The organism is Bacillus sp. MRMR6 (assembly GCF_001940785.1).
GTDB lineage: Bacteria > Bacillota > Bacilli > Bacillales > Cytobacillaceae > Neobacillus.
Window position 1 is genome coordinate 98,806 of the sequence record NZ_MSLS01000004.1, and the last position, 19,733, is coordinate 118,538.

The window sequence follows — 19,733 nt, forward strand, 5'->3', positions numbered from 1 at the left end:
ATGTATAAAGTGATTGTGGTAGAAGATGATCGAATAATCCGCCGAGGCATTCGTCAGGCGATTCCTTGGGAGGAGCACGGATTTGTTATCGCAGGTGAAGCAGGAGATGGTGAAGTAGCACTAGAGTTAATTGAAAAGGAACAGCCCCAGGTGGTAGTTTCCGATATTAATATGCCTTTTATGAATGGTTTGGAAATGGCAAGACTAGTAAAAGAAAAAAGTGCGGAAACGAGAATTATTTTTCTGACAGGCTATGAAGATTTCAAATACGCCCATGAAGCTCTAAAACTAAAAGCGTTTGATTACCTGTTAAAGCCGGTGGATTCTGAACAATTACTGCAAAAAGTAAAGGAGGCTGCAGTTGATTGGGAAAATGAAGCCAGAATAGAAAAAAGAATAATAGAATCAATGCCATTGCTTCAGCGAAGATTTTTCCAAAAGCTGCTAAAGGATGAAGAACAGCGGATTGATGTGGAGAAGGAGTTATCCGATTTCGGGATAATAATGGAAGGACCAGCCTTTGCGGTTATTCTTGTTAAGAGCTCTGTAGAGGTAATAAAGGATGTCTGTGCCTTTAAGGAAATAATTACAACGGCTGCTTCCCCCCTTTTAACTGATTTAAACTTTGTAGTCATGAATGTTGGCGATTATGAATCTGCTATTCTGTTGTCCCTTGAAAATGAGCATGATTCAAGTAAAGGCCAGCTTGCTCAGTCATTGTTTGACCACCTGAAAAAACAGCAAACGGAACACCCTGTAACCATCACGCTAGGGAGAACTTATTCTAATCTGTTTGAAATTGGTCAATCATTTATAGAAGCCCGGCTGGCTATGGATATGAGACATATTATGGGAACGGGCAGGTTTTTTTTCTTTGATGAAACCGTTTCCACAGGAGAGCAAGAGGAGGATTACATCAAGGACTTAGAGGCGAAATTGGATAACCAAATCAAATTGGGACTTCCGGAGAAAGTTAAGGAAACTCTTGATAAGTTACATAAGGCAATCTTAGAAAGAAAAACGGTTCCATTATCCGAATTAAAAATAGTAACGTTAAAATATAGTACGATGCTCCTATTTGAAATAGAAAAATGGACGAAAGTTGAAATTAAAAGCTTTAACACATCTGAAATCTATAAAGACATCATGGGAATAGAATCTCTTGAGGAAATGATGGAGATTCTTCAAGGTCTAATTCAGCAATGGTCTGTTGCCATGCAAAAAAAGATAGAAAAAAACAATTTCTCCCATGTAGACGAAGCAATTAAATATATCAAAGAAAATTATCATGACAGCAGCTTAACTCTCCAAAAGGTGGCCGATTTAATCCATGTGAGCACCCCCTATTTAAGCAACCTGTTCAAGCTTGAGAAGGGTTTTAACTTTGGAGACTACCTATTGGAGCTGAGAATGATGAAGGCGATGGAAATTTTGCGTGAGGAAAACGTTAAAACCTATGAGGTGGCTGAAAAAGTAGGCTACAGCAATTCTCAATATTTTAGTATATGCTTTAAAAAATATACCGGATATACTCCGGCAGAGTACAGGAAAAAATATTAATAGTTTTTAATTAAAAAGGGGGTCTGCTTCCTTTTTTTTGTTTTTTAGAAATTTCTTTTTAGAACCCCCTCCCTACATTTATCAAGGATTGTATATTTTTTTAAGGGAATAGTTTAACATTTTAAGAACATGGCCAAATCAAATTGTAATCCCTTTCATTCGCTTGTATACTCAACATGTAATCTTTAGATCGACATATGAATTTCCAATCTGACACGATGACGGGGTGAATCTGTTGATGCTGTGTGTGACCATTAGGCAAAGTTCAAAGAATGAGATTCAGAGATTTGCAGAAAACTGCCCAGGTAAGATTGTACGATATACATTACATAAAAACTACAGGAGGAATAAATAGTGGAAACTCGTTATGCCAACCACCCGGAAGAAATCAAAAGATACAACACTGATGAGCTGAGAAAGCACTTTTTATTTGAAACCCTTTTTGAACCGGGGAAGGTTCATTTAACATACACCCATATCGATCGAATGATTTTTGGGGGAGTTACTCCAACCAGTGAGACGTTGACGATTAAACTTGATAAAGAATTAGGAGTCTCCTATTTCCTTGAGCGCCGTGAATTAGGAATCATCAATATCGGCGGCGAGGGAGTGGTGATTCTTGATGGAGTGGAATATGATATGCAGCGCCGCGATGGCCTGTATGTAGGCAAAGGAACAGAGCAAGTCTTGTTCCGTTCAAAGGATCCAAACAATCCGGCCAAGTTTTATATCAATTCCACTCCAGCGCATCATCAGTATCCAACCGTGAAAATTGATATAAATCAAATTAAGCCTATAGAAGCAGGCGAACCAGGAACATTAAATGAAAGAAAAATCTATCAGTACGTTCACCCGAATGTTTGTGAATCCTGCCAGCTTCAAATGGGATTAACGATACTTTCACCAGGCAGCGTTTGGAACACAATGCCATGTCATACTCATGAACGCCGGATGGAAGTGTATCTATACTTTGATATGGAACCTGAAACACGCGTGTTCCACTTTATGGGACAACCAAATGAAACAAGACATTTGATCTTAAAAAACGAGCAGGCAGTCATTTCTCCTAGCTGGTCAATCCATACAGGAACAGCTACAAGCAATTACACCTTTATTTGGGGAATGTGCGGGGAAAACATTACCTATACAGACATGGATCATGTCAAAATGGACGAGTTGCGATAAAAAAAATAAATAGAAGAATAATAGGGGGGATTTATAAATGACAACACAATTCAATGATTTTTCTTTAGATATTTTCTCATTAGCAAGCAAGGTTGCGATTGTTACCGGCGGTAATACCGGCTTGGGACAAGGTTATGCAGCAGCCCTTGCCAAAGCTGGTGCGGACCTTTTTATCGTTACGTATGACAATAACTGGGATGAAACACGAGAACTAATCGAAAAAGAAGGACGCCGGGTTGAATTTTTCCAAGCAGATTTAACGAAACGCGAAGTGATTAAGGATGTTGTATCCGCATGCTTACAGGCTTACGGTAAAATTGATATTTTAGTTAACAATGCAGGCACAATCCGCCGTGCTCCGCTTCTTGAATATAAAGCAGAAGACTGGGATGCTGTAATGGATATCAACTTAAACTCTGTTTACTTCTTAAGCCAGGAGGTAGCCAAAGTGATGGTTGAGCAAAAGAGCGGAAAAATCATCAATATTGCTTCCATGTTATCTTTCCAAGGCGGAAAATTTGTACCGCCATATACCGCCAGCAAGCATGGAGTGGCAGGAATTACAAAAGCTTTTGCTAATGAATTAGCTGAATTTGGAGTACAAATCAATGCCATTGCTCCAGGTTATGTGGCGACAGCCAATACAGCTCCAATTCGTGAAGATGAAAAGCGTAATGCAGAGATTTTATCGCGTATTCCTGCCGGACGTTGGGCTACTCCTGCAGATTTAATGGGTATTGTCGTTTTCTTGGCAAGCCAAGCGTCTGATTATATGAATGGCCACATTTTAGCCGTTGACGGCGGATGGCTCGCGCGATAATTGTAATATACCGTATCACAAATGGATGTGATACGGTTTTTTTCAAAAATGATTCTCCAAAATTTTGCCTTAATATGTTTACGTTAACATTTGAGGTGTAAATTGTTTTATAATATAAATTAGTGAAGGCTGAGGATCAAGATGGAAATGTTTAGCAAGAAATTAATTGCTGATTACGAAAAACGTCCGGAAAAAGTATTGCAATTTGGCGAAGGGAATTTTTTAAGAGCATTTGTTGATTGGCAAGTCGATGAATTAAATAAGAAAGCCGATTTTAATGGCAGTGTTGTGGTTGTCCAGCCGCTTGAATTCGGATTAGTGGATAAACTGAATGAACAGGATGGATTATATACCCTTTACTTGCAGGGGATGAAAGAAGGGAAAGCGGTCAGGGAGCATACATTAATCGATTGCATCAGCAGAGGCCTTAATATTTACAGCCAATATGATGAATATCTTGAGCTTGCTGAAAACCCGGAACTTCGCTTTATTTTTTCCAATACAACAGAAGCAGGGATTGCCTTTGATGAAAATGACCGGTTAGAAGACCGTCCGGCAAAGAGCTTTCCGGCGAAATTAACAGCTTTCTTATACCGCCGTTTCAAAGTATTTAAGGGAGATAAAGAAAAAGGCTTTATTATCATCCCTTGTGAACTTATTGATCGAAATGGAGAGAAGTTAAAGAAGATTGTACTTCAGTATGCTTCGGTTTGGAATCTTGATGACAGCTTTGTTCAATGGGTCGAAGAAGCAAACACCTTCTGCTGCAGTCTGGTAGACCGAATTGTTCCAGGATACCCAAGAGATACTATCGATGAAATTACCAAGGAACTCGGTTATAAGGATGACATGGTTGTTGCTGGTGAGCGGTTTCACTTATGGGTCATTGAAGGTCCGCAATGGATTCGCGAGGAATTTCCCGCTCATTTGGCAGGACTTAATACCCTGTTCGTGGAAGATATGACTCCATATAGAACAAGAAAGGTTCGAATTTTAAACGGTGCCCACACGGCAATGACCCCTGTCTCCTATTTATATGGGATTGATACAGTAGGAGAGGCGGTCAATCATGAGGTCACTGGCCAATTTGTAAAAGAACTAATTTTCGACGAAATTATCCCAACGTTGGATCTTTCACCTGAGGAATTACATTCATTTGCAGATGCTGTTATAGAAAGATTTATGAATCCATTTATTGAACATTTCCTATTAAGTATTTCTTTGAATTCCATGTCTAAATTTAAAACAAGAAATTTGCCTTCTTTAATCGAATATTACAATTGTAAACAAGACTTGCCTCGAAAGCTTGTATTTTCTCTTGCGGCACTTATCTCCTTCTATAAAGGAAAAAGAGGAGAAGAGGACATTCATCTTCAAGATGATCAGGATGTGCTCGATCTATTTAAAGAGCACTGGGGCCAATACAACGACACGCTTGAAAGCGTGGAATCCATTGTGACAAGCATCTTGGGATACGAAAAGATTTGGGAAACGGATTTAAATCAAATACCTGGATTAACGGCTGCTGTTACAAATTCTCTCTTTGAAATTGAAACAAAGGGAATGAGGCAGGCGGTAGGAGAGGTATTAGGAAAAATTACAGTAAAATAAGTACAGGGTTTTTAGCATACAACCTAGATTTTATTGATTTCATCATATAAAATATCAAACTGTCATTGTCAACGTTTATGAACATAATTAAGGAATAAAGAAAAAATTAGATGTCGATCCTTTAAATGGTAAATGGATTCGACAAAAATAAGGGGCCGAAAAATAGGCAATGACTATGTTTTTAGAAACGGATTTTTATAAATAATTTACTGCTGACGAAAATGGGGGATGATAACTGTGGAACAACTACATTCTATTATTGAAGGGTTAAAGCAAGGGAAGATTGCATCTGAAAATTCAACTATTAAAGTTTATGAAAAATCACTAACCATACATGATAACGTAAACCTTCTTATGGTGAAAGATAAGGATGGGAAATGGTTATTGGCATCTGGAGAAGGTGCACTTTTTGATGAATTAGCAGGTACTGCCTTTGAAGGGGCAAAAGTTTGCTCATTATCTCATGAAAACCGACTTGTGTTAAATCGTTATTTCGATTACACTGTGCCAAAAGCATTTGGAACAAAAATTGCAACAATGGGTCTTGGAGACCGATTGGGGCTTGCTTCACCGGGACATATTGAAACAGTAAAAGACCATAATGTAAAACCAGTTTTAGCACAACAAAGTATTCGTGAATTAACTCTAACTAACCGGACGATGAATGATATCCTTGATGCTGCAAGCTTTGCTGTTTTCCAAGAGGGCTATACGGGTGGCTTTGGTGCTGATGGTGACCATTTGAAGGAAGAATCAGATATTAAAATGGTATTGGAACTTGGGATGTCGATGATCACCTTAGACTGTTCGGATTATATTCAAAAACGTGTTGAAGGATTATCGAAAGAAGAAATCCGAGCAGAATTTGAAAGTCTTCCAGAAAGCACCAAAAATCAGTTTAAGGATCGTTATTTTAATAAGGTAATTGATGTTAAGGGACTTTCTATCAGCTTTGATGAAGATACCTTAATGAAAAATGTATTAGTATATGGTAAAGCTCTGGACTATATGGTTCACGTATTTAACACTTATATTAAAACTAGTGAACGGAAAATTGACTTTGAAATTTCCATTGACGAAACAGAAACTGTCACTTCTCCGAACGCACACTTCTTTGTAGCCAATGAATTAACGCAAAGCGGTGTTGTTGTAACAAGTTTGGCCCCAAGATTCTGCGGAGAATTCCAAAAGGGGATTGATTACATTGGGGATGTAGAACAGTTTGAAAAAGAATTAAGGGAACACGCATTAATTGCTGAATACTTCGGATACAAGTTAAGTATCCACTCAGGCAGTGACAAATTCACCGTTTTCCCAATCATTTCTAAATATACAAAAGGTGTTCTTCATGTGAAAACTGCGGGAACAAACTGGTTAGAAGCGGTAACAGTTATTGCAAAGTTCAATCCTGGACTATATCGCCGCATGCACCAATATGCACTTGAGCATTTGGATGAGGCGTTAAAATACTACCATATTACACCTGATTTAAGTACCATTGTTCCATTAGATAGTGTTTCAGATGCGGATCTTCCGGAATATATGAAAAATGATGCAGCCCGCCAAGTGATCCATGTAACATATGGCATTCTTTTAACAGCAAAAGACGAGGCAGGAATTTTCTTATTTAAAGATGAATTCTTCCAAACTTTAAATGATATGGAGGAAGAGTATCGTCAGGCGCTCGTTTCTCATATCGGAAAACATGTTGAATTATTAGGTTTGTAGAAGTGTTGCCAATTACGGTTCACTCGTTGAGTGCGTGAACACATCTCATGTTAAGAAGGGCCTTTAATATTTCGTACTGCCCCCAACAGTTAGAGTGAAATCTGACTGTTGGGGTGTTTTGTTTTTTACTGGGAAATTGGACTTTTATCATTCGTATTAAGGTAATCAGAAGATACAAGAAGGCAACTAACCATATGGCGTTGCCTCTTCTATTTTTAAAAACACCTTATATGACTTTAATGTATAATGACCATTTAACCCAAAAACACCCCACCATATACAAGTGCGCCTACAATTACATAAACAGGATGAACCTTCATTTCTCTAGTAATAAAAAGCTAATTACGCTAATAACAAGTGTCTTCAAAATGCCAACTCCCACATACGATGAGAAAAGGAATTCATAAGTCATTATTTATATGTATTCAATAACCTTAGCAATACAATCATTAATATAATGCTAGGTAAAATAGATGCGAATAATGCGTTGAAGAGTACTAATACACCGCCAACCCGATAACCAATATATCCTGCCATCTTTGTGCTAATAGGTCCTGGAAGTGTATTAGATAGAGCCAAAATGTCACCAAATTCATCAGAATTCATCCATTTAAAGGTATCAACCACTTCCTTTTTAACTAGAGGGCTAACATAGGGACGGTTAAAGCGGACAATCGGAAGTTTTGCGCGTAAAAAGGCACAACTAGTGTAATGAGCTAGTTGTGCCTTAGATGTTTTTTGGAAGAAAATCCATACGCAAAATTTTTGATTGCCAGAGAAGAATGAAGTCGCGGCCCTGGCTTTTAATCTAAAATAATGTGATTTAGCCAAAAATAAATTTTTATTCGCAGAAGGATTTTTGTCATTTACGTCGTATTATGGAGATTCAATCGATCAACCATATTCTATACATTTTTATACAAGTGCTCGGAACTATTATACAGTATAATTGCTTAAATATCATTTGAATTTTCTTTTAGAGCCATCGCATAGCGATTTCGTTCTTCTCCTGCTTCCTACTATTACCTACACTTAGTATATAAAGTTGAAGCATATAGATACTATGCCAATTTCGTTGACAAAATGTCAACACTTCGGTATATTTCAGTAGTGAAAAAATGTTTTTACTAGAATTTAAATGTAGTTGTTAGGGGGTCATAAAAATAAATAATGAATTAGGGTTATTATTAAATAAGTTATTAAAAGAACATTCTTTAACTTTGAGAAAGTTTAGTGAACTTACAGGTATAGATAAAGCCACACTCTCTAGAATTACGAATGGAAAAAGAAGAGCAACACCTGAACATTTAGAGAAAATGGCAAATTGTCTACATATAAGTATTAATGATCTATATATTGCAGCAGGCTATCCTATCGAACAAACCAATGGACAGAAGATTTCAGATTTACATTCATCAATTGACAGTCTTCAAGAAGTGCTGACTACATCTGGAGTAGATCATCATACCTTTTCTATTGACAGAATTGAGGACCAATTGGAAGAAATGAAGGAGTATTCTCAGACTACCGAGGGGGAAAAAAAAATCACCCAAAATTTTGAGTCGAAAATTATCAAAATTGGAAGTGTTGGCCCTTTTATTAGTGAGCTAAAGGGTTTGTATGAGAGGTTTAGAGAAAAAAAAGGCACCCCAGCAGAAATTGCAATAATTGGCAGTGTCCTCATTTACTTTATTATATCAGTAGACGTAATCCCTGATTATATTTTTCCGATAGGATATTTAGACGATGCCATTTCAGTAAAATTAGCTTTAAGTTTATTGATCAAAAAACCATGGGAATAACTCAGGTGAGCAATACAATAAGGTGGTACTTATAGTGAAAAAAACCAGATATTCTAGTAAAAAGAAGAGAAACATAGTTATATATATTCTCTTAGCTTTTCTCCTGTTCTTTGGATCAATAGTATGCTATTCAATCCATCAATATAGAAAAGGAGTTATGGAAGCAAGTAAAGAAGAAGTGAAATCTCAGGACAAAATCATAGTTGATGATTTCCAGGGAGCCGATCCTGAATTTGGAGAAATTAATATATTATTAATTGGCACTCACTCGAGAGGAGAAAAACATTCACGTTTCTGACGCCATCATGATTGCTCGGTTTAATCAAAATACCAATGATGTAAAACTTGCTTCGATTATGCGTGATACCTATGTGGAGATACCAGATTATGGATTTCAGAAAATGAATGCAGCTTTTGCGTTTGGGGGTCCTGAACTGGTCCGTAAAACCATAAAAGAAAATTTTGAGATCAACCTCAATTACTACGCAGTAGTTGATTTCGAGGGGTTTTCCAAATTGGTCGATATCGTTGCTCCAGACGGGATACAAGTCGATATTCCATATGAAATGTCCTACGGAATAGATACAGTTCTTGAACCGGGGAAACAGGTGTTACATGGAGACAATTTGTTAGGTTATGTACGGTTTCGCCACGATCGTCTTAGTGATTTTGGTAGAGTGGAAAGACAGCAGGAAGTAATGAGTAAACTAAAGGAACAAGCAGTAAGTATACACAATTTATACAATCTTCCTAAAATTATTGGGACAGCAACACCTTATATTGAAACAAATGTAGACGCACCAATCCTTCTTGCAATCGGGAAGGGGTTAGTTAAAAGTAAGTCTCAGGAATTAGAGAGCATTCGAATCCCAGTTCAGGATTCGTACGAGAATGATACCGTAGACGTAGGGGCTGTTCTTAAAATTGACTTAGATAAGAACAAGGAAGCCTTAAAGTCCTTTCTGAATTAAACGAAACCCGGTCAATATAAATATCGGCGCTATTCTGTATTTGTTAAGTTTCAAAAAAAATGGTTGTTCTAGTGGGAAATCTTAGAACACCTAGGAGGAAAAAAGATGGATAGTAAGGAACTCTTCCTAACTGACCATATGGATGATTTAAGAAAAAGATTGATTATTACTGCTGCTGCATTCTGCATTTTTTTTCTTTTGGGATTTATTTATGTTGAAGATATTTATCAGTGGTTTGTAAGAAATTTAGAGTTTAAGTTAATAGTCTTAGGACCTAGTGATATTATTTGGATTTATGTTATGTTAGCAGGGCTAATAGCACTAATCGGGACAATACCAGTATTATCACTAGAAATCTGGCTATTTATAAAACCAGGCTTAAAACCAAAAGAGAGAAAATATGCATTAATGTATGTTCCAGCTCTGTTTATTTTATTTATACTAGGATTAGCTTTCGGGTATTTTGTCATTCTTCCAACTATTTTTGACTTTCTTGTGGGTTTAAGTGGAGATTTAGTATTGATCCATTTCACGGTGGAAAAGTATTTCCAATTTATAATGAACATCACTTTACCCTTTGGCTTCCTATTCGAACTTCCTGTTGTTGTATTGTTTCTGACCTCTCTAGGTATAGTAAATCCCAACATTTTAAAAAAGATGAGAAAATACGCTTATTTCGTTCTAGGAATAATCGCGACGGTGATTTCTCCCCCAGACTTTTTAAGTGAAATCCTTGTGCTGATCCCCCTTCTCTTTCTATATGAAATTAGCATCATCTTATCTAAATTAGTTTTTAGGAAAAATGCAGTCAAAGCAAAAGAAGCGGAGCTTAGAGGATGAAAATAAAAATAAACCAACCCACACTTTTTGAAAAGTGTGGGTATACTGCTTAAATAAACCCTTTTTACAGATATGAATGCCTATACCGATTTTCTCAAAAATGGAATGATACCATACCTAATTATTGCCCCTAGTAAATTGTTAAACAGATCATCAACGACAAACTTGCCGTATCTAGTTATGAACTGGACACTTTCAATAAAAAGGGTAAATAATAATGCTGCTCCGAAGATCCAAAGAACCACCGTCCCAATCTATAAAGTACCGAGCTATACAAAGGCTGCTGCTGATGAATTTGTCGGAGGTTTTTTTAGGAAAAAGAATGTTGGTATTTCGAATATGGAAATGACTATTTTAATTCCTGGTATGTTAAAAGGATCCTAGCCATATAGAGATAATAGCATGAGTTTTTAAGGCAGCTAAATTAATAGTATTGATAAAAAACTGCAGAATTACTTACTAAGTAAAGGTGAGGGTGTCCCAAAAGTACCAACTTTAGGGGGCACCCTATTGTGTTACACTCGATAGTGGGTTATAGGATATATTATTAATAAATAATAAAGTGGTTACTATTGAAGTTATGAATACTAATATTCGCTATACAAAGCAGGTACACTTATGTTCATCTATAGGAACAAGATTATTAACAAATAGATCCATAGATTTATGTGGATGATTTTTGTACAATATTGAAAGACTTGTTGTTTTCGCAATAACAGAAGTAACTGGTAGGAGCAATTACATAAACATGAAAAGTTAAAAGTAATATTCATATAAGTCTTTGAATCGTTAACCACCATAGGAGGCTGACCAAATGATTCGAATTGCAATTGTAGAGGACGAAACTAGCTACCAAGAACAGTTGGTAGAATTTCTTCGGAAGTTCGAGCAAGATAGGGGAGAAAATATTGAAATAGAGATATTTTCTGACGGTGATGAAATCGTTGAAAATTATAAGGCCCAGTTTGACATTATATTAATGGATGTTCAAATGCAGTTTATGGATGGAATGTCTGCGGCAGAAGAAATTAGAAAAGTGGACTCTGAAGTGGTGATTATTTTTATTACGAATATGGCACAGTACGCTATCAAAGGATATGAAGTGGATGCATTGGACTATGTTTTAAAGCCGATCTCATATTTCCCATTTTCACAGCGCTTGAATCGAGCTATAGACAGAATGAAAAAAAGGGAAAGCCATTTTATTACCATTTTATTAAAAGGCGGCGTTAAACGCCTTAAGATTTCTGATATCTATTATGTGGAAAGTCAAGGACATAAACTTATCTTCTGCACTAAAGAAGGAGAGTATATTGCATCAGGAACTATGAAGGAATTAGAAAAGGAATTATCAAGCTTTCACTTTTTTCGAGGAAATAAAGGCTATTTGATTAATTTGGAACATGTGGATGGAATGAATGACAGTTGTGCTGTAGTGAGGGGTGAAAATCTTATTATAAGCCGTACTAAAAGAAGAGCATTCATGGAATCTTTATCTAATTATTGGGGAGAGGTTATAAAATGAGCGATGTCCTTCCAGAACTACCTAGATTATACACAGCATTAGCTGAGTGGCTTGCTTGTATTATTTACATCTTGGTATTAAAAAAACGAATTAATGGATGGAAGCTTATTTCCTTTTCCGGTGGGGTTCTCATTATACAATCTGTTTTTTTGGTATTAACAAAGGATTTACCGATTGGTTTTTGGATTCCATGTATGGTTGCAGCGATTGGAATGATGTTTTTTTTCATTTATAGGAGTTGCGAGATCACTGCTCTTGAGGCAGGTTATTTTAGCGTAAGGGCATTTGTTGCTGCAGAATTTGTGGCATCATTGGAGTGGCAGGTGCATTTCTTTTTTTTGAAAGGCCAGAAAAGTGATGCCGTAAATGAATTGCTTTTACTTTGTGTTATTTATGGATTTGCGTTTCTATTAATCTGGTTACTTGAAAAACGCCACATTCCAGAGGATGGTAAATTAAATATAAGGCAGCGTGAACTATGGTCAACTGTTGTTATAGGTGCAGCTGTTTTTGGTATAAGCAATTTAAGCTTTGTGACTACTAGAACACCATTTAGTGGAAAATATGCTCAAGAAATACTCAATATCCGAACTTTAGTAGATTTAGGTGGATTCGCTATATTATACGCTTACCATATACAATTAAACGAGTTAAGGACAAGGCATGAACTTAGGGCAGTACAAAATATACTTCAGAATCAGTATGTGCAATATCAGCAATCCAAAGAAAGTATAGATATAGTAAACTACAAGTACCACGATTTAAAAAATCAAATTATTGCTTTAAGAGCTGAAGATGATCCACGCAAGAGAAATGAATATTTAACAGAGATGGAAAACGAAATCAAGTCATACGAAGCACAGAATAAAACGGGAAACCGAGTGTTGGATACAGTACTCACAAGCAAAAACATGTATTGTATAAAAAATGGGATTACCCTAACCTGTGTGGCGGACGGTACCTTGCTTAATGGCATGGATGTAATTGATATTTGCACCATTTTTGGAAATGCTTTGGATAATGCGATAGAATATGAGCAACAAATCGAAGAAGAAGAAAAAAGGCTAATACATGTTTCTGTATTTGCTCAAAAAGGATTTTTAATGATTCGATTTGAAAATTATTATGAAGGGGAGCTTAAGCTTGAAGGGGGCTTACCTGAAACGACAAAGAAAGATAAGTATATTCATGGTTATGGATTAAAGAGTATTCGATATACAGTACAGAAGTATGATGGTGTAGTTAATGTAAATCAAAAGGACAATTGGTTTGAACTAAAGATTCTAATGCCTCTATTGACCTAGGTTTGCATATGATAGAAATAAAAAGGTAAATGAAATGGCTTGGGTTATGTGTAATTTGGCATATCCAAGCCTTATTTTTTTAAAAAATATGTTCTACCATTGCAGTTCATGCAGAAATTCATACAGTTCATGCAAGATTGATTTATCCAAAAAATAATATGGTAATATTTCAATATCAAAACGTTAGGAAGGCGTAAGGAGATAATTTTTGAAATGTAAGCCTTCACAACATGTTTGTGATGATTAATAGAAGTTTAATAGAAGATAGGGGGAAATTTTGAAATGGCTAAAAAGAAAATGAGTAAGAAGAAGTTTCGCATAGTATGGAGCTCTGTACTATCTGTTCTACTTGTAATTGTTGTTTCAGCGAACGTCGCATTAGCTCAATTCTCGGATGTAATCTCATCGTACTTTTCTACAATCGATTTAGAAAGTGCAGAAGCAGTTGAAGCACGCGAAAACTCAGAGGTACTTGTTGGGCAGATCGCAGATGAAGGTACTGTTCTTTTACAAAACAATGAAAACGCTTTGCCTATCCAAACTTCAGAAGATAATAAAACAAAGGTAAACGTTTTTGGATGGAGCTTTACTGCTCCAATTTATGGTGGTACGGGTTCAGGTGCATCAGATGCCTCGAAAGCAGTTACACCAAAAGCTGGTCTTGAAGCGGCAGGTTTTGAAATCAATGAGGAATTATATAGTGCTTATATTAATACAGGTATTGAAAGACCGATTGTAGGAATGGATGGCCAAGACTGGTCGATTCCAGAACCAAAACCATCTGAGTTCTACACAGACGAACTAATGCAACAGGCTAAGAATTATTCAGATGCAGCTATTATTTTTCTTGCTCGTTCAGGTGGCGAGGGGGCAGATCTCCCACGTAGTATGGCTGGCCCAGACACATTTAATCCTAAAGGTGGTCCATTTGGTCCAACAGGTCAAAAGTTTGGCTATGAAGATGATATGGATGCGAGCAAACACTATCTAGAACTTAGCAATAGAGAACTAGGCATGATTGATGCTGTTACTAAAAATTTCGATAATGTAATTCTTGTTGTAAACAGTGCAAATTCATTCGAACTTGGCTGGGTAGAAGAATACGGCCAAATTAAGAGTATCCTGAATGTTGCAGGTCCAGGACAAAATGGCTTTAATTCATTAGGAAAAGTCCTTTCTGGTGAGGTTAACCCTTCTGGTAGAACAGTAGACCTTTATACGAAAGATCTTCTTGATCCACCTGCAATGGCAAACTTTGGCGATTTCGATTATGTAATTAAAAATGAGGATGGATCATTTTCACAAGCGGTAGACTCAAGTAATGTTCTTTTAAAATATGTTGATTATACAGAGGGTATTTATGTTGGGTACCGTTTCTATGAAACTGCTGCAGCGTTAGGCGCAATTAATTATGAAGAAAAAGTACAGTATCCATTCGGATATGGTTTAAGCTATACGAGCTTTGAACAAGAAGTTGTAGCAGACAGCTTAAATTGGACTGACGAAGAAGTAACTGTGAATGTTAAAGTTACAAACACTGGCTCAGTAGATGGGAAAGAAGTAGTGCAACTTTATTACTCAGCACCATACACTGGAAAAATTGAAAAATCTTCTGTAGATCTTGTTGCATTCGAAAAAACAGGAGTAGTCAAAGCAGGAGAATCTGAAACAGTTACACTTTCTTTTAAAGTTGAAGACATGGCTTCTTACGATGCAAACAAAGAATATAGCGATACTGGTTCATACGTTCTTGAAGCAGGCGAATACAAGCTTATGCTGATGAGTAACTCTCATGAAAGAATCTCTGATGTTGGATCTAAGAACCTTTCTGAAGTTGTTTATGATTCAGGCCGTTCAACTGATAAGCAAGTAGCTGAGAATCAGTTTGATGATGAAGTAACGGGTGAAGGAAGTATTACCACATATCTTACAAGAGCAGATAAATTTGCTGGTCTTGCAGATATTAACAAAAATGAAGAGTTTACTGTAACGACAGCGGATGGTGCTGAAAAGAAAGTAAAAGGAAGATTAGTAGATTCTAAATTTGTTAACTTAATTAACAGCCTTCGTTACGATGTACCTACTGATACACACGATGCAGCGCCTACAACAGGAGCTGATAATGGAAAACAGCTAAAGGATTATACGGGTGTAGATATCAACGATGAGTCATGGAACGAACTACTTGACCAGCTTACTGCTGATGAATTAGTTAGCTTATCAACACTTGGCGGTTATAGAACGGTTGAAATAGAGTCTGTTGGTAAACCTGCAACATTAGATTACGATGGTCCTGCCGCAATTAATAATATGAATATGGCAGCCAACGGACAATCTGGTACTGCATTCCCTTCTGAAATAATGATTGCATCAACCTGGAACCTTGAACTTGCCGAAGCAATGGGAGAACATATTGGAGCTGAAGCAAAAGCATATGGTGTGACTGGTTGGTATGCTCCTGCGATGAACGTGCACCGTACGGCATTCGCTGGTAGAAACTTCGAATATTATTCAGAAGACGGACTTCTTTCCGGTAAGATGGCAGCAGCTGTAACAAAAGGATTCCAAAGCCACGGCGGATACGTATATATCAAGCACTTTGCATTGAACGATCAGGAAGCAAACCGTACTTTCGGTGTATTAACTTGGAGTAATGAACAAGCAATTCGTGAAGTGTACTTAAAGCCATTTGAAATCGCTGTTAAAGAAGGCGGCGCTAAGGCTGTGATGTCTTCATTTAATAGTATTGGTAATAAGTGGGCTGGAGCGGACGACGGTCTTCTAAAAGAAGTTCTTCGTAAAGAATGGGGCTTCACTGGACATGTTATTACAGACTTTTATATGAATGGCGGCGGGATAAACGCATATCCTTACATGAATGTTGAGCTAGCTGTTCGTAACGGTAACGATCTAATGCTTACTGGTGCAGCACCTATGGGTGTACCGCAAGTAAATACTAACAGCAATGATACATTATGGGCATTAAGAGATTCAGCTCACAATATTTTATACACTGTAGCTAACAGTAGTGCGATTGAAGGTAATTTAAGTTCTGATACACCTAAGTGGGTTGTGATCACTATTGCAATTGATGTTCTTCTATTATTAGGTTTTATTGCTGCATTCTTCTTTGTCTTTCGTAATAGCAGGAAAAGAGACGAAGCAGTAGAAACTTTACAGTCTGCATAAAACAGAATAAGAACATTGTCCGTGAAAAAATAAAATGAAAATAAGTGTTTAGGCGGTACTTCTTCCGGGTTCCGCCTAAATTACAAAAAGAGGAATCGAACATGAAATATAAAGACTTAATTAAAAAAATGACATTGGAAGAAAAGGCATCCTTAATGTCAGGAAAAGATTTCTGGCAAACCATGGATATAGAACGCCTAGGAATCAATAATATGTTTCTTGCCGATGGACCTCATGGAATTAGAAAACAGGCGGAAGCAGCGGACCACTTAGGTCTTAATGCAAGTCTACCAGCAACATGTTTCCCAACAGCTGCGACAGTTGCAAATAGCTGGAACGAAGATTTAGGAGAAATAATTGGTGATTATCTAGGGAAAGAGGCTGTTGCGCAGCAAGTGAACGTACTACTTGGACCTGGTATTAATATGAAAAGAAACCCTCTTGCTGGTAGAAATTTTGAATATTTCAGTGAAGATCCATATCTTGCGGGTAAAATGGCTGCCGGTATGATTAGAGGGATTCAATCCCATGGGATTTCGGCATGCGTAAAGCACTTTGCAGTAAACAATCAGGAAGAAAGACGGATGTCGATTGACACAATCGTCGATGAAAGAACTCTTAGAGAAATCTATCTGACTGCATTTGAAATTGCAATAAGAGAAGGTAAGACAAAGACCGTCATGTCTGCTTATAATATGTTGAATGGCTCCTATACAAACGAAAATATCCACCTAATGCAAGAAATTCTACGTGATGAGTGGAAGTATGATGGTGTTGTTGTGACGGATTGGGGCGGAAGCAACGACCGTGTAGCAGGGTTAATAGCTGGTAATGAGTTGGAAATGCCGACAACTGCTGGTGAAACAAATCAAGAAATTATTCAGGCTATTAAAAATGGAAGAATCAAAGCAGAAGTACTAGATGAGTGTGTAGACCGATTACTTGATTTGATTTTTACAACGGAGCAAGTGTATAAATTGCCTAAAAAGGAAATTGATAAAGAAGAGCACCACAGAGTAGCACAAAAGGCAGCGGAAGAATCCATCGTTCTTCTTAAAAACGAAGGAAATATATTACCACTTCAAAAGGGTAAAAAGGTAGCTATAATAGGGGACTTTGCAAAAGATGCACGATACCAAGGTGCAGGATCATCTATCGTCAATCCCACTAGGTTGGAACATACATTAGATTGCCTTGAAGAATCGGGAATTGTTAGCATTGGATTTGAACCCGGTTTTGAACGATATGGAAAAATGAGCAGGAAAAAAGTAGATAAAGCATGTGTACTTGCAAAAGATGCAGATGTCGTTCTTTTATATATTGGTCTAGATGAAGCTACAGAAGCTGAAGGATTAGACAGACAAGATATGAAAATCCCCGAAAATCAACTTGAGTTATTACATGCTTTGCACAAAGTGAACCCAAATATTGTGGCGGTTCTTTCTTGTGGAGCAGCGGTAGAAATGCCATGGATTGATAAGGTAAGAGGACTGGTTCATGGATATCTAGCTGGCCAGGCAGGAGCGAGAGCTGTTCTTAGAGTTTTATCAGGTGATGTGAATCCATCTGGTAAACTAGCTGAAACGTATCCACTTCGTTATCAGGACACACCTTCTTTTTACAATTTTCCCGGTAAGGAAGTAAGCGTAGAATATAGGGAAGGTATGTATATTGGATATCGATATTATGATACTGCGAATGTAAATGTTCTCTTCCCGTTTGGGTACGGTTTGAGTTATACAACCTTTGAATACTCAGATATTAAAGTTACAAATGATGGAGTAACATTTAAACTTACAAATAGCGGGCATGTTGCTGGAATGGAAGCTGCACAGTTATATGTTGGATGTAAAACGGGTGGTATCTTCAGGCCAAACAAGGAACTAAAAGGCTTCAAAAAAGTTTTTTTGAATGCAGGTGAAACCAAAACGGTTACCATTCCGTTTGATGATAAAACGTTCCGTTATTTTAATGTGAAGACAAATAAGTGGGAAATAGAAGAAGCAAGCTACGAAATTATGATTGCAGCATCAAGTGTTGATATTCGATTAGTAGATACTATTTTTATTAAAGGCACAGGAGCACCGCTTCCATATGACAAGTCAAAGCTGCCATCTTATTATTCTGGTAAAGCAAACAATATAAGTGTAGAAGAATTTGAAAACTTACTTGGCCATAAAGTACCCGTCGCAAACTGGGACCGCTTGAAGCCGCTTGGATATAACGATACGATTGCACAGTGTCAGTATGCTAAGGGTGTTTTTGCTAGAGTTGCTTTCCATTCTATTACCTTTGCTCACTGGTTCTTACGAAATATTGGGAAAAGAAGCACTGCGAATTTAATTATGATGTCCATCTATCATATGCCGTTCAGAGGTATTGCTAGAATGACTGGTGGAATTATCAATATGCCTATGTTAGACGGAATATTGATGATGGTAAACGGTCAGTTCTTCAAAGGCTTGAACCATGTTTTAAGAGAAAGAAAAAAGATGGTAAAAGTCGATAAGGTAAAAAGCACCATAGCGGGAGCGGCAAAGGAGATGTAATATAAATGAGCAATTTAAATACCAAAAATAATAAAATACTTGCAGGGCCACTAGGTTTCTGGAATAATTACAAGGCAAAACATCCTAGTATTGCACAATTTTTAGTATTCTTTATGCTAAGCAATGGGATTACGGTATTACAGCTAGTTTTAATGCCTGTTTTTAAAAGTATATTTGCTAAGACAGCATTAGTAACTACTAGTTTTCAAATCTTACAGTTTGGGCATAATTTTGATGGAAGTGCCTATTATGTGTTTGATTATGCTGCCGGTTCCCTTGGATCAGGGGGCGGGGGTGGGCTTGCCTACTTTCTAGCAGTTCAAATAACGATTGCAATTGCCCAAATTATTAACTTCTTTGCACAGAGAAGCATCACATTTAAATCAAACAGCAACATTTGGACGGCAGCTTTTTGGTATTTTGTTGCTTACATTGTAATAACAATCGGTGCAGCGGCAGCTCAAGGATTCTACAAAGCTCCTATTTATAACCTATTAATGAACACATGGGGAATGGGATCAGTTGGTGAAACAACTGCAGACGTTATTACGATGATTATAAATAGTGCTATTTCTTTCTGGGTATTTTTCCCGATATTTAAAATTATTTTCAAACAAGAGCCTGAAAAGCAGGCTTAGTAAAAGGCAGG

General features: G+C 37.1%; 16 protein-coding genes and 1 pseudogene. 15 read left to right on the top strand and 2 right to left on the bottom strand.

Annotated elements, in window-relative coordinates; all coding sequences use genetic code 11:
* From BTR25_RS06305 to BTR25_RS06325, 5 genes are all read left to right on the top strand, one after another.
* Entirely contained in the window at positions 1–1,560 is a 1,560-nt protein-coding gene (locus BTR25_RS06305) for a response regulator (protein ID WP_075687215.1), read from the top strand.
* A gap of 354 nt (positions 1,561–1,914) precedes the next feature.
* Positions 1,915–2,745 (top strand): 5-dehydro-4-deoxy-D-glucuronate isomerase, encoded by an 831-nt coding sequence (gene kduI / locus BTR25_RS06310; protein WP_075687217.1) that lies wholly within the window; start codon positions 1,915–1,917, stop codon positions 2,743–2,745.
* A gap of 37 nt (positions 2,746–2,782) precedes the next feature.
* Positions 2,783–3,565: a 2-dehydro-3-deoxy-D-gluconate 5-dehydrogenase KduD gene (kduD, locus tag BTR25_RS06315; RefSeq protein WP_075687218.1), complete on the top strand. Its 783-nt coding sequence runs from the start codon at positions 2,783–2,785 to the stop codon at positions 3,563–3,565.
* 141 nt (positions 3,566–3,706) lie between these two features.
* Entirely contained in the window at positions 3,707–5,176 is a 1,470-nt protein-coding gene (locus tag BTR25_RS06320; protein WP_175596706.1) for a tagaturonate reductase, read from the top strand.
* A 228-nt stretch (positions 5,177–5,404) separates the two neighbouring features.
* Positions 5,405–6,904 (top strand): tagaturonate epimerase family protein, encoded by a 1,500-nt coding sequence (locus tag BTR25_RS06325; RefSeq protein ID WP_075687220.1) that lies wholly within the window; start codon positions 5,405–5,407, stop codon positions 6,902–6,904.
* Between the two features lie 414 nt (positions 6,905–7,318).
* On the opposite strand, the pseudogene BTR25_RS27055 reads toward BTR25_RS06325, so the two are convergent.
* Positions 7,319–7,561, bottom strand: a pseudogene (locus BTR25_RS27055) (chromate transporter); the annotation flags it as partial.
* Between the two features lie 500 nt (positions 7,562–8,061).
* Here BTR25_RS27055 and BTR25_RS06335 point away from each other — a divergent pair.
* The 4 genes from BTR25_RS06335 to tatC all read left to right on the top strand — a co-directional run bounded on the left by BTR25_RS06335 (position 8,062) and on the right by tatC (position 10,517).
* On the top strand, positions 8,062–8,706 hold the full coding sequence (locus BTR25_RS06335) for a helix-turn-helix domain-containing protein (RefSeq protein ID WP_075687221.1): 645 nt from the start codon (positions 8,062–8,064) through the stop codon (positions 8,704–8,706).
* A gap of 34 nt (positions 8,707–8,740) precedes the next feature.
* On the top strand, positions 8,741–9,004 hold the full coding sequence (locus BTR25_RS28045; RefSeq protein ID WP_254842641.1) for a hypothetical protein: 264 nt from the start codon (positions 8,741–8,743) through the stop codon (positions 9,002–9,004).
* 7 nt (positions 9,005–9,011) lie between these two features.
* Entirely contained in the window at positions 9,012–9,677 is a 666-nt protein-coding gene (locus tag BTR25_RS06340; RefSeq protein WP_254842642.1) for an LCP family protein, read from the top strand.
* 105 nt (positions 9,678–9,782) lie between these two features.
* Positions 9,783–10,517 (top strand): twin-arginine translocase subunit TatC, encoded by a 735-nt coding sequence (gene tatC, locus BTR25_RS06345; RefSeq protein WP_075687223.1) that lies wholly within the window; start codon positions 9,783–9,785, stop codon positions 10,515–10,517.
* A gap of 80 nt (positions 10,518–10,597) precedes the next feature.
* Here the strand turns inward: tatC and BTR25_RS28610 are convergent, their stop codons facing one another.
* Entirely contained in the window at positions 10,598–10,762 is a 165-nt protein-coding gene (locus BTR25_RS28610; protein ID WP_175596707.1) for a VanZ family protein, read from the bottom strand.
* On the opposite strand from BTR25_RS28610, the gene BTR25_RS27060 reads away from it, so the two are divergent.
* The 6 genes from BTR25_RS27060 to BTR25_RS06375 all read left to right on the top strand — a co-directional run bounded on the left by BTR25_RS27060 (position 10,698) and on the right by BTR25_RS06375 (position 19,722).
* Positions 10,698–10,901 carry a hypothetical protein gene (locus BTR25_RS27060; RefSeq protein ID WP_139311186.1) on the top strand — a complete coding sequence of 68 codons (204 nt, stop codon included), beginning with the start codon at positions 10,698–10,700 and terminating at the stop codon, positions 10,899–10,901. The two genes, BTR25_RS28610 and BTR25_RS27060, sit on opposite strands and share 65 nt — an antisense overlap.
* A gap of 430 nt (positions 10,902–11,331) precedes the next feature.
* On the top strand, positions 11,332–12,042 hold the full coding sequence (locus BTR25_RS06355) for a LytR/AlgR family response regulator transcription factor (protein WP_075687225.1): 711 nt from the start codon (positions 11,332–11,334) through the stop codon (positions 12,040–12,042).
* Positions 12,039–13,346 carry an ATP-binding protein gene (locus tag BTR25_RS06360; RefSeq protein ID WP_075687226.1) on the top strand — a complete coding sequence of 436 codons (1,308 nt, stop codon included), beginning with the start codon at positions 12,039–12,041 and terminating at the stop codon, positions 13,344–13,346. The genes BTR25_RS06355 and BTR25_RS06360 overlap by 4 nt, the downstream gene beginning before the upstream one ends.
* Positions 13,347–13,628: 282 nt before the next feature.
* On the top strand, positions 13,629–16,535 hold the full coding sequence (locus tag BTR25_RS06365) for a glycoside hydrolase family 3 protein (protein ID WP_075687227.1): 2,907 nt from the start codon (positions 13,629–13,631) through the stop codon (positions 16,533–16,535).
* A 101-nt stretch (positions 16,536–16,636) separates the two neighbouring features.
* The gene (locus BTR25_RS06370) at positions 16,637–19,084 is read left to right on the top strand and encodes a beta-glucosidase family protein (RefSeq protein WP_075687228.1); all 2,448 of its coding nucleotides are present in this window, start codon (positions 16,637–16,639) and stop codon (positions 19,082–19,084) included.
* Between the two features lie 5 nt (positions 19,085–19,089).
* Positions 19,090–19,722, top strand: coding sequence for a hypothetical protein (locus BTR25_RS06375; RefSeq protein WP_075687229.1), 633 nt, complete (start codon positions 19,090–19,092; stop codon positions 19,720–19,722).
* Positions 19,723–19,733: the final 11 nt, after the last annotated feature.

Bases quoted from the DNA above. Each gene is read 5' to 3' on its own strand.
- BTR25_RS06305 (WP_075687215.1), top strand. From the start codon at position 1: ATGTATAAAGTGATTGTGGTAGAAGATGATCGAATAATCCGCCGAGGC.
- kduD (WP_075687218.1), top strand. From the start codon at position 2,783: ATGACAACACAATTCAATGATTTTTCTTTAGATATTTTCTCATTAGCA.
- BTR25_RS06320 (WP_175596706.1), top strand. From the start codon at position 3,707: ATGGAAATGTTTAGCAAGAAATTAATTGCTGATTACGAAAAACGTCCG.
- BTR25_RS06325 (WP_075687220.1), top strand. From the start codon at position 5,405: ATGATAACTGTGGAACAACTACATTCTATTATTGAAGGGTTAAAGCAA.
- BTR25_RS06340 (WP_254842642.1), top strand. From the start codon at position 9,012: ATGATTGCTCGGTTTAATCAAAATACCAATGATGTAAAACTTGCTTCG.
- tatC (WP_075687223.1), top strand. From the start codon at position 9,783: ATGGATAGTAAGGAACTCTTCCTAACTGACCATATGGATGATTTAAGA.
- BTR25_RS27060 (WP_139311186.1), top strand. From the start codon at position 10,698: ATGAACTGGACACTTTCAATAAAAAGGGTAAATAATAATGCTGCTCCG.
- BTR25_RS06355 (WP_075687225.1), top strand. From the start codon at position 11,332: ATGATTCGAATTGCAATTGTAGAGGACGAAACTAGCTACCAAGAACAG.
- BTR25_RS06360 (WP_075687226.1), top strand. From the start codon at position 12,039: ATGAGCGATGTCCTTCCAGAACTACCTAGATTATACACAGCATTAGCT.
- BTR25_RS06365 (WP_075687227.1), top strand. From the start codon at position 13,629: ATGGCTAAAAAGAAAATGAGTAAGAAGAAGTTTCGCATAGTATGGAGC.
- BTR25_RS06370 (WP_075687228.1), top strand. From the start codon at position 16,637: ATGAAATATAAAGACTTAATTAAAAAAATGACATTGGAAGAAAAGGCA.
- BTR25_RS06375 (WP_075687229.1), top strand. From the start codon at position 19,090: ATGAGCAATTTAAATACCAAAAATAATAAAATACTTGCAGGGCCACTA.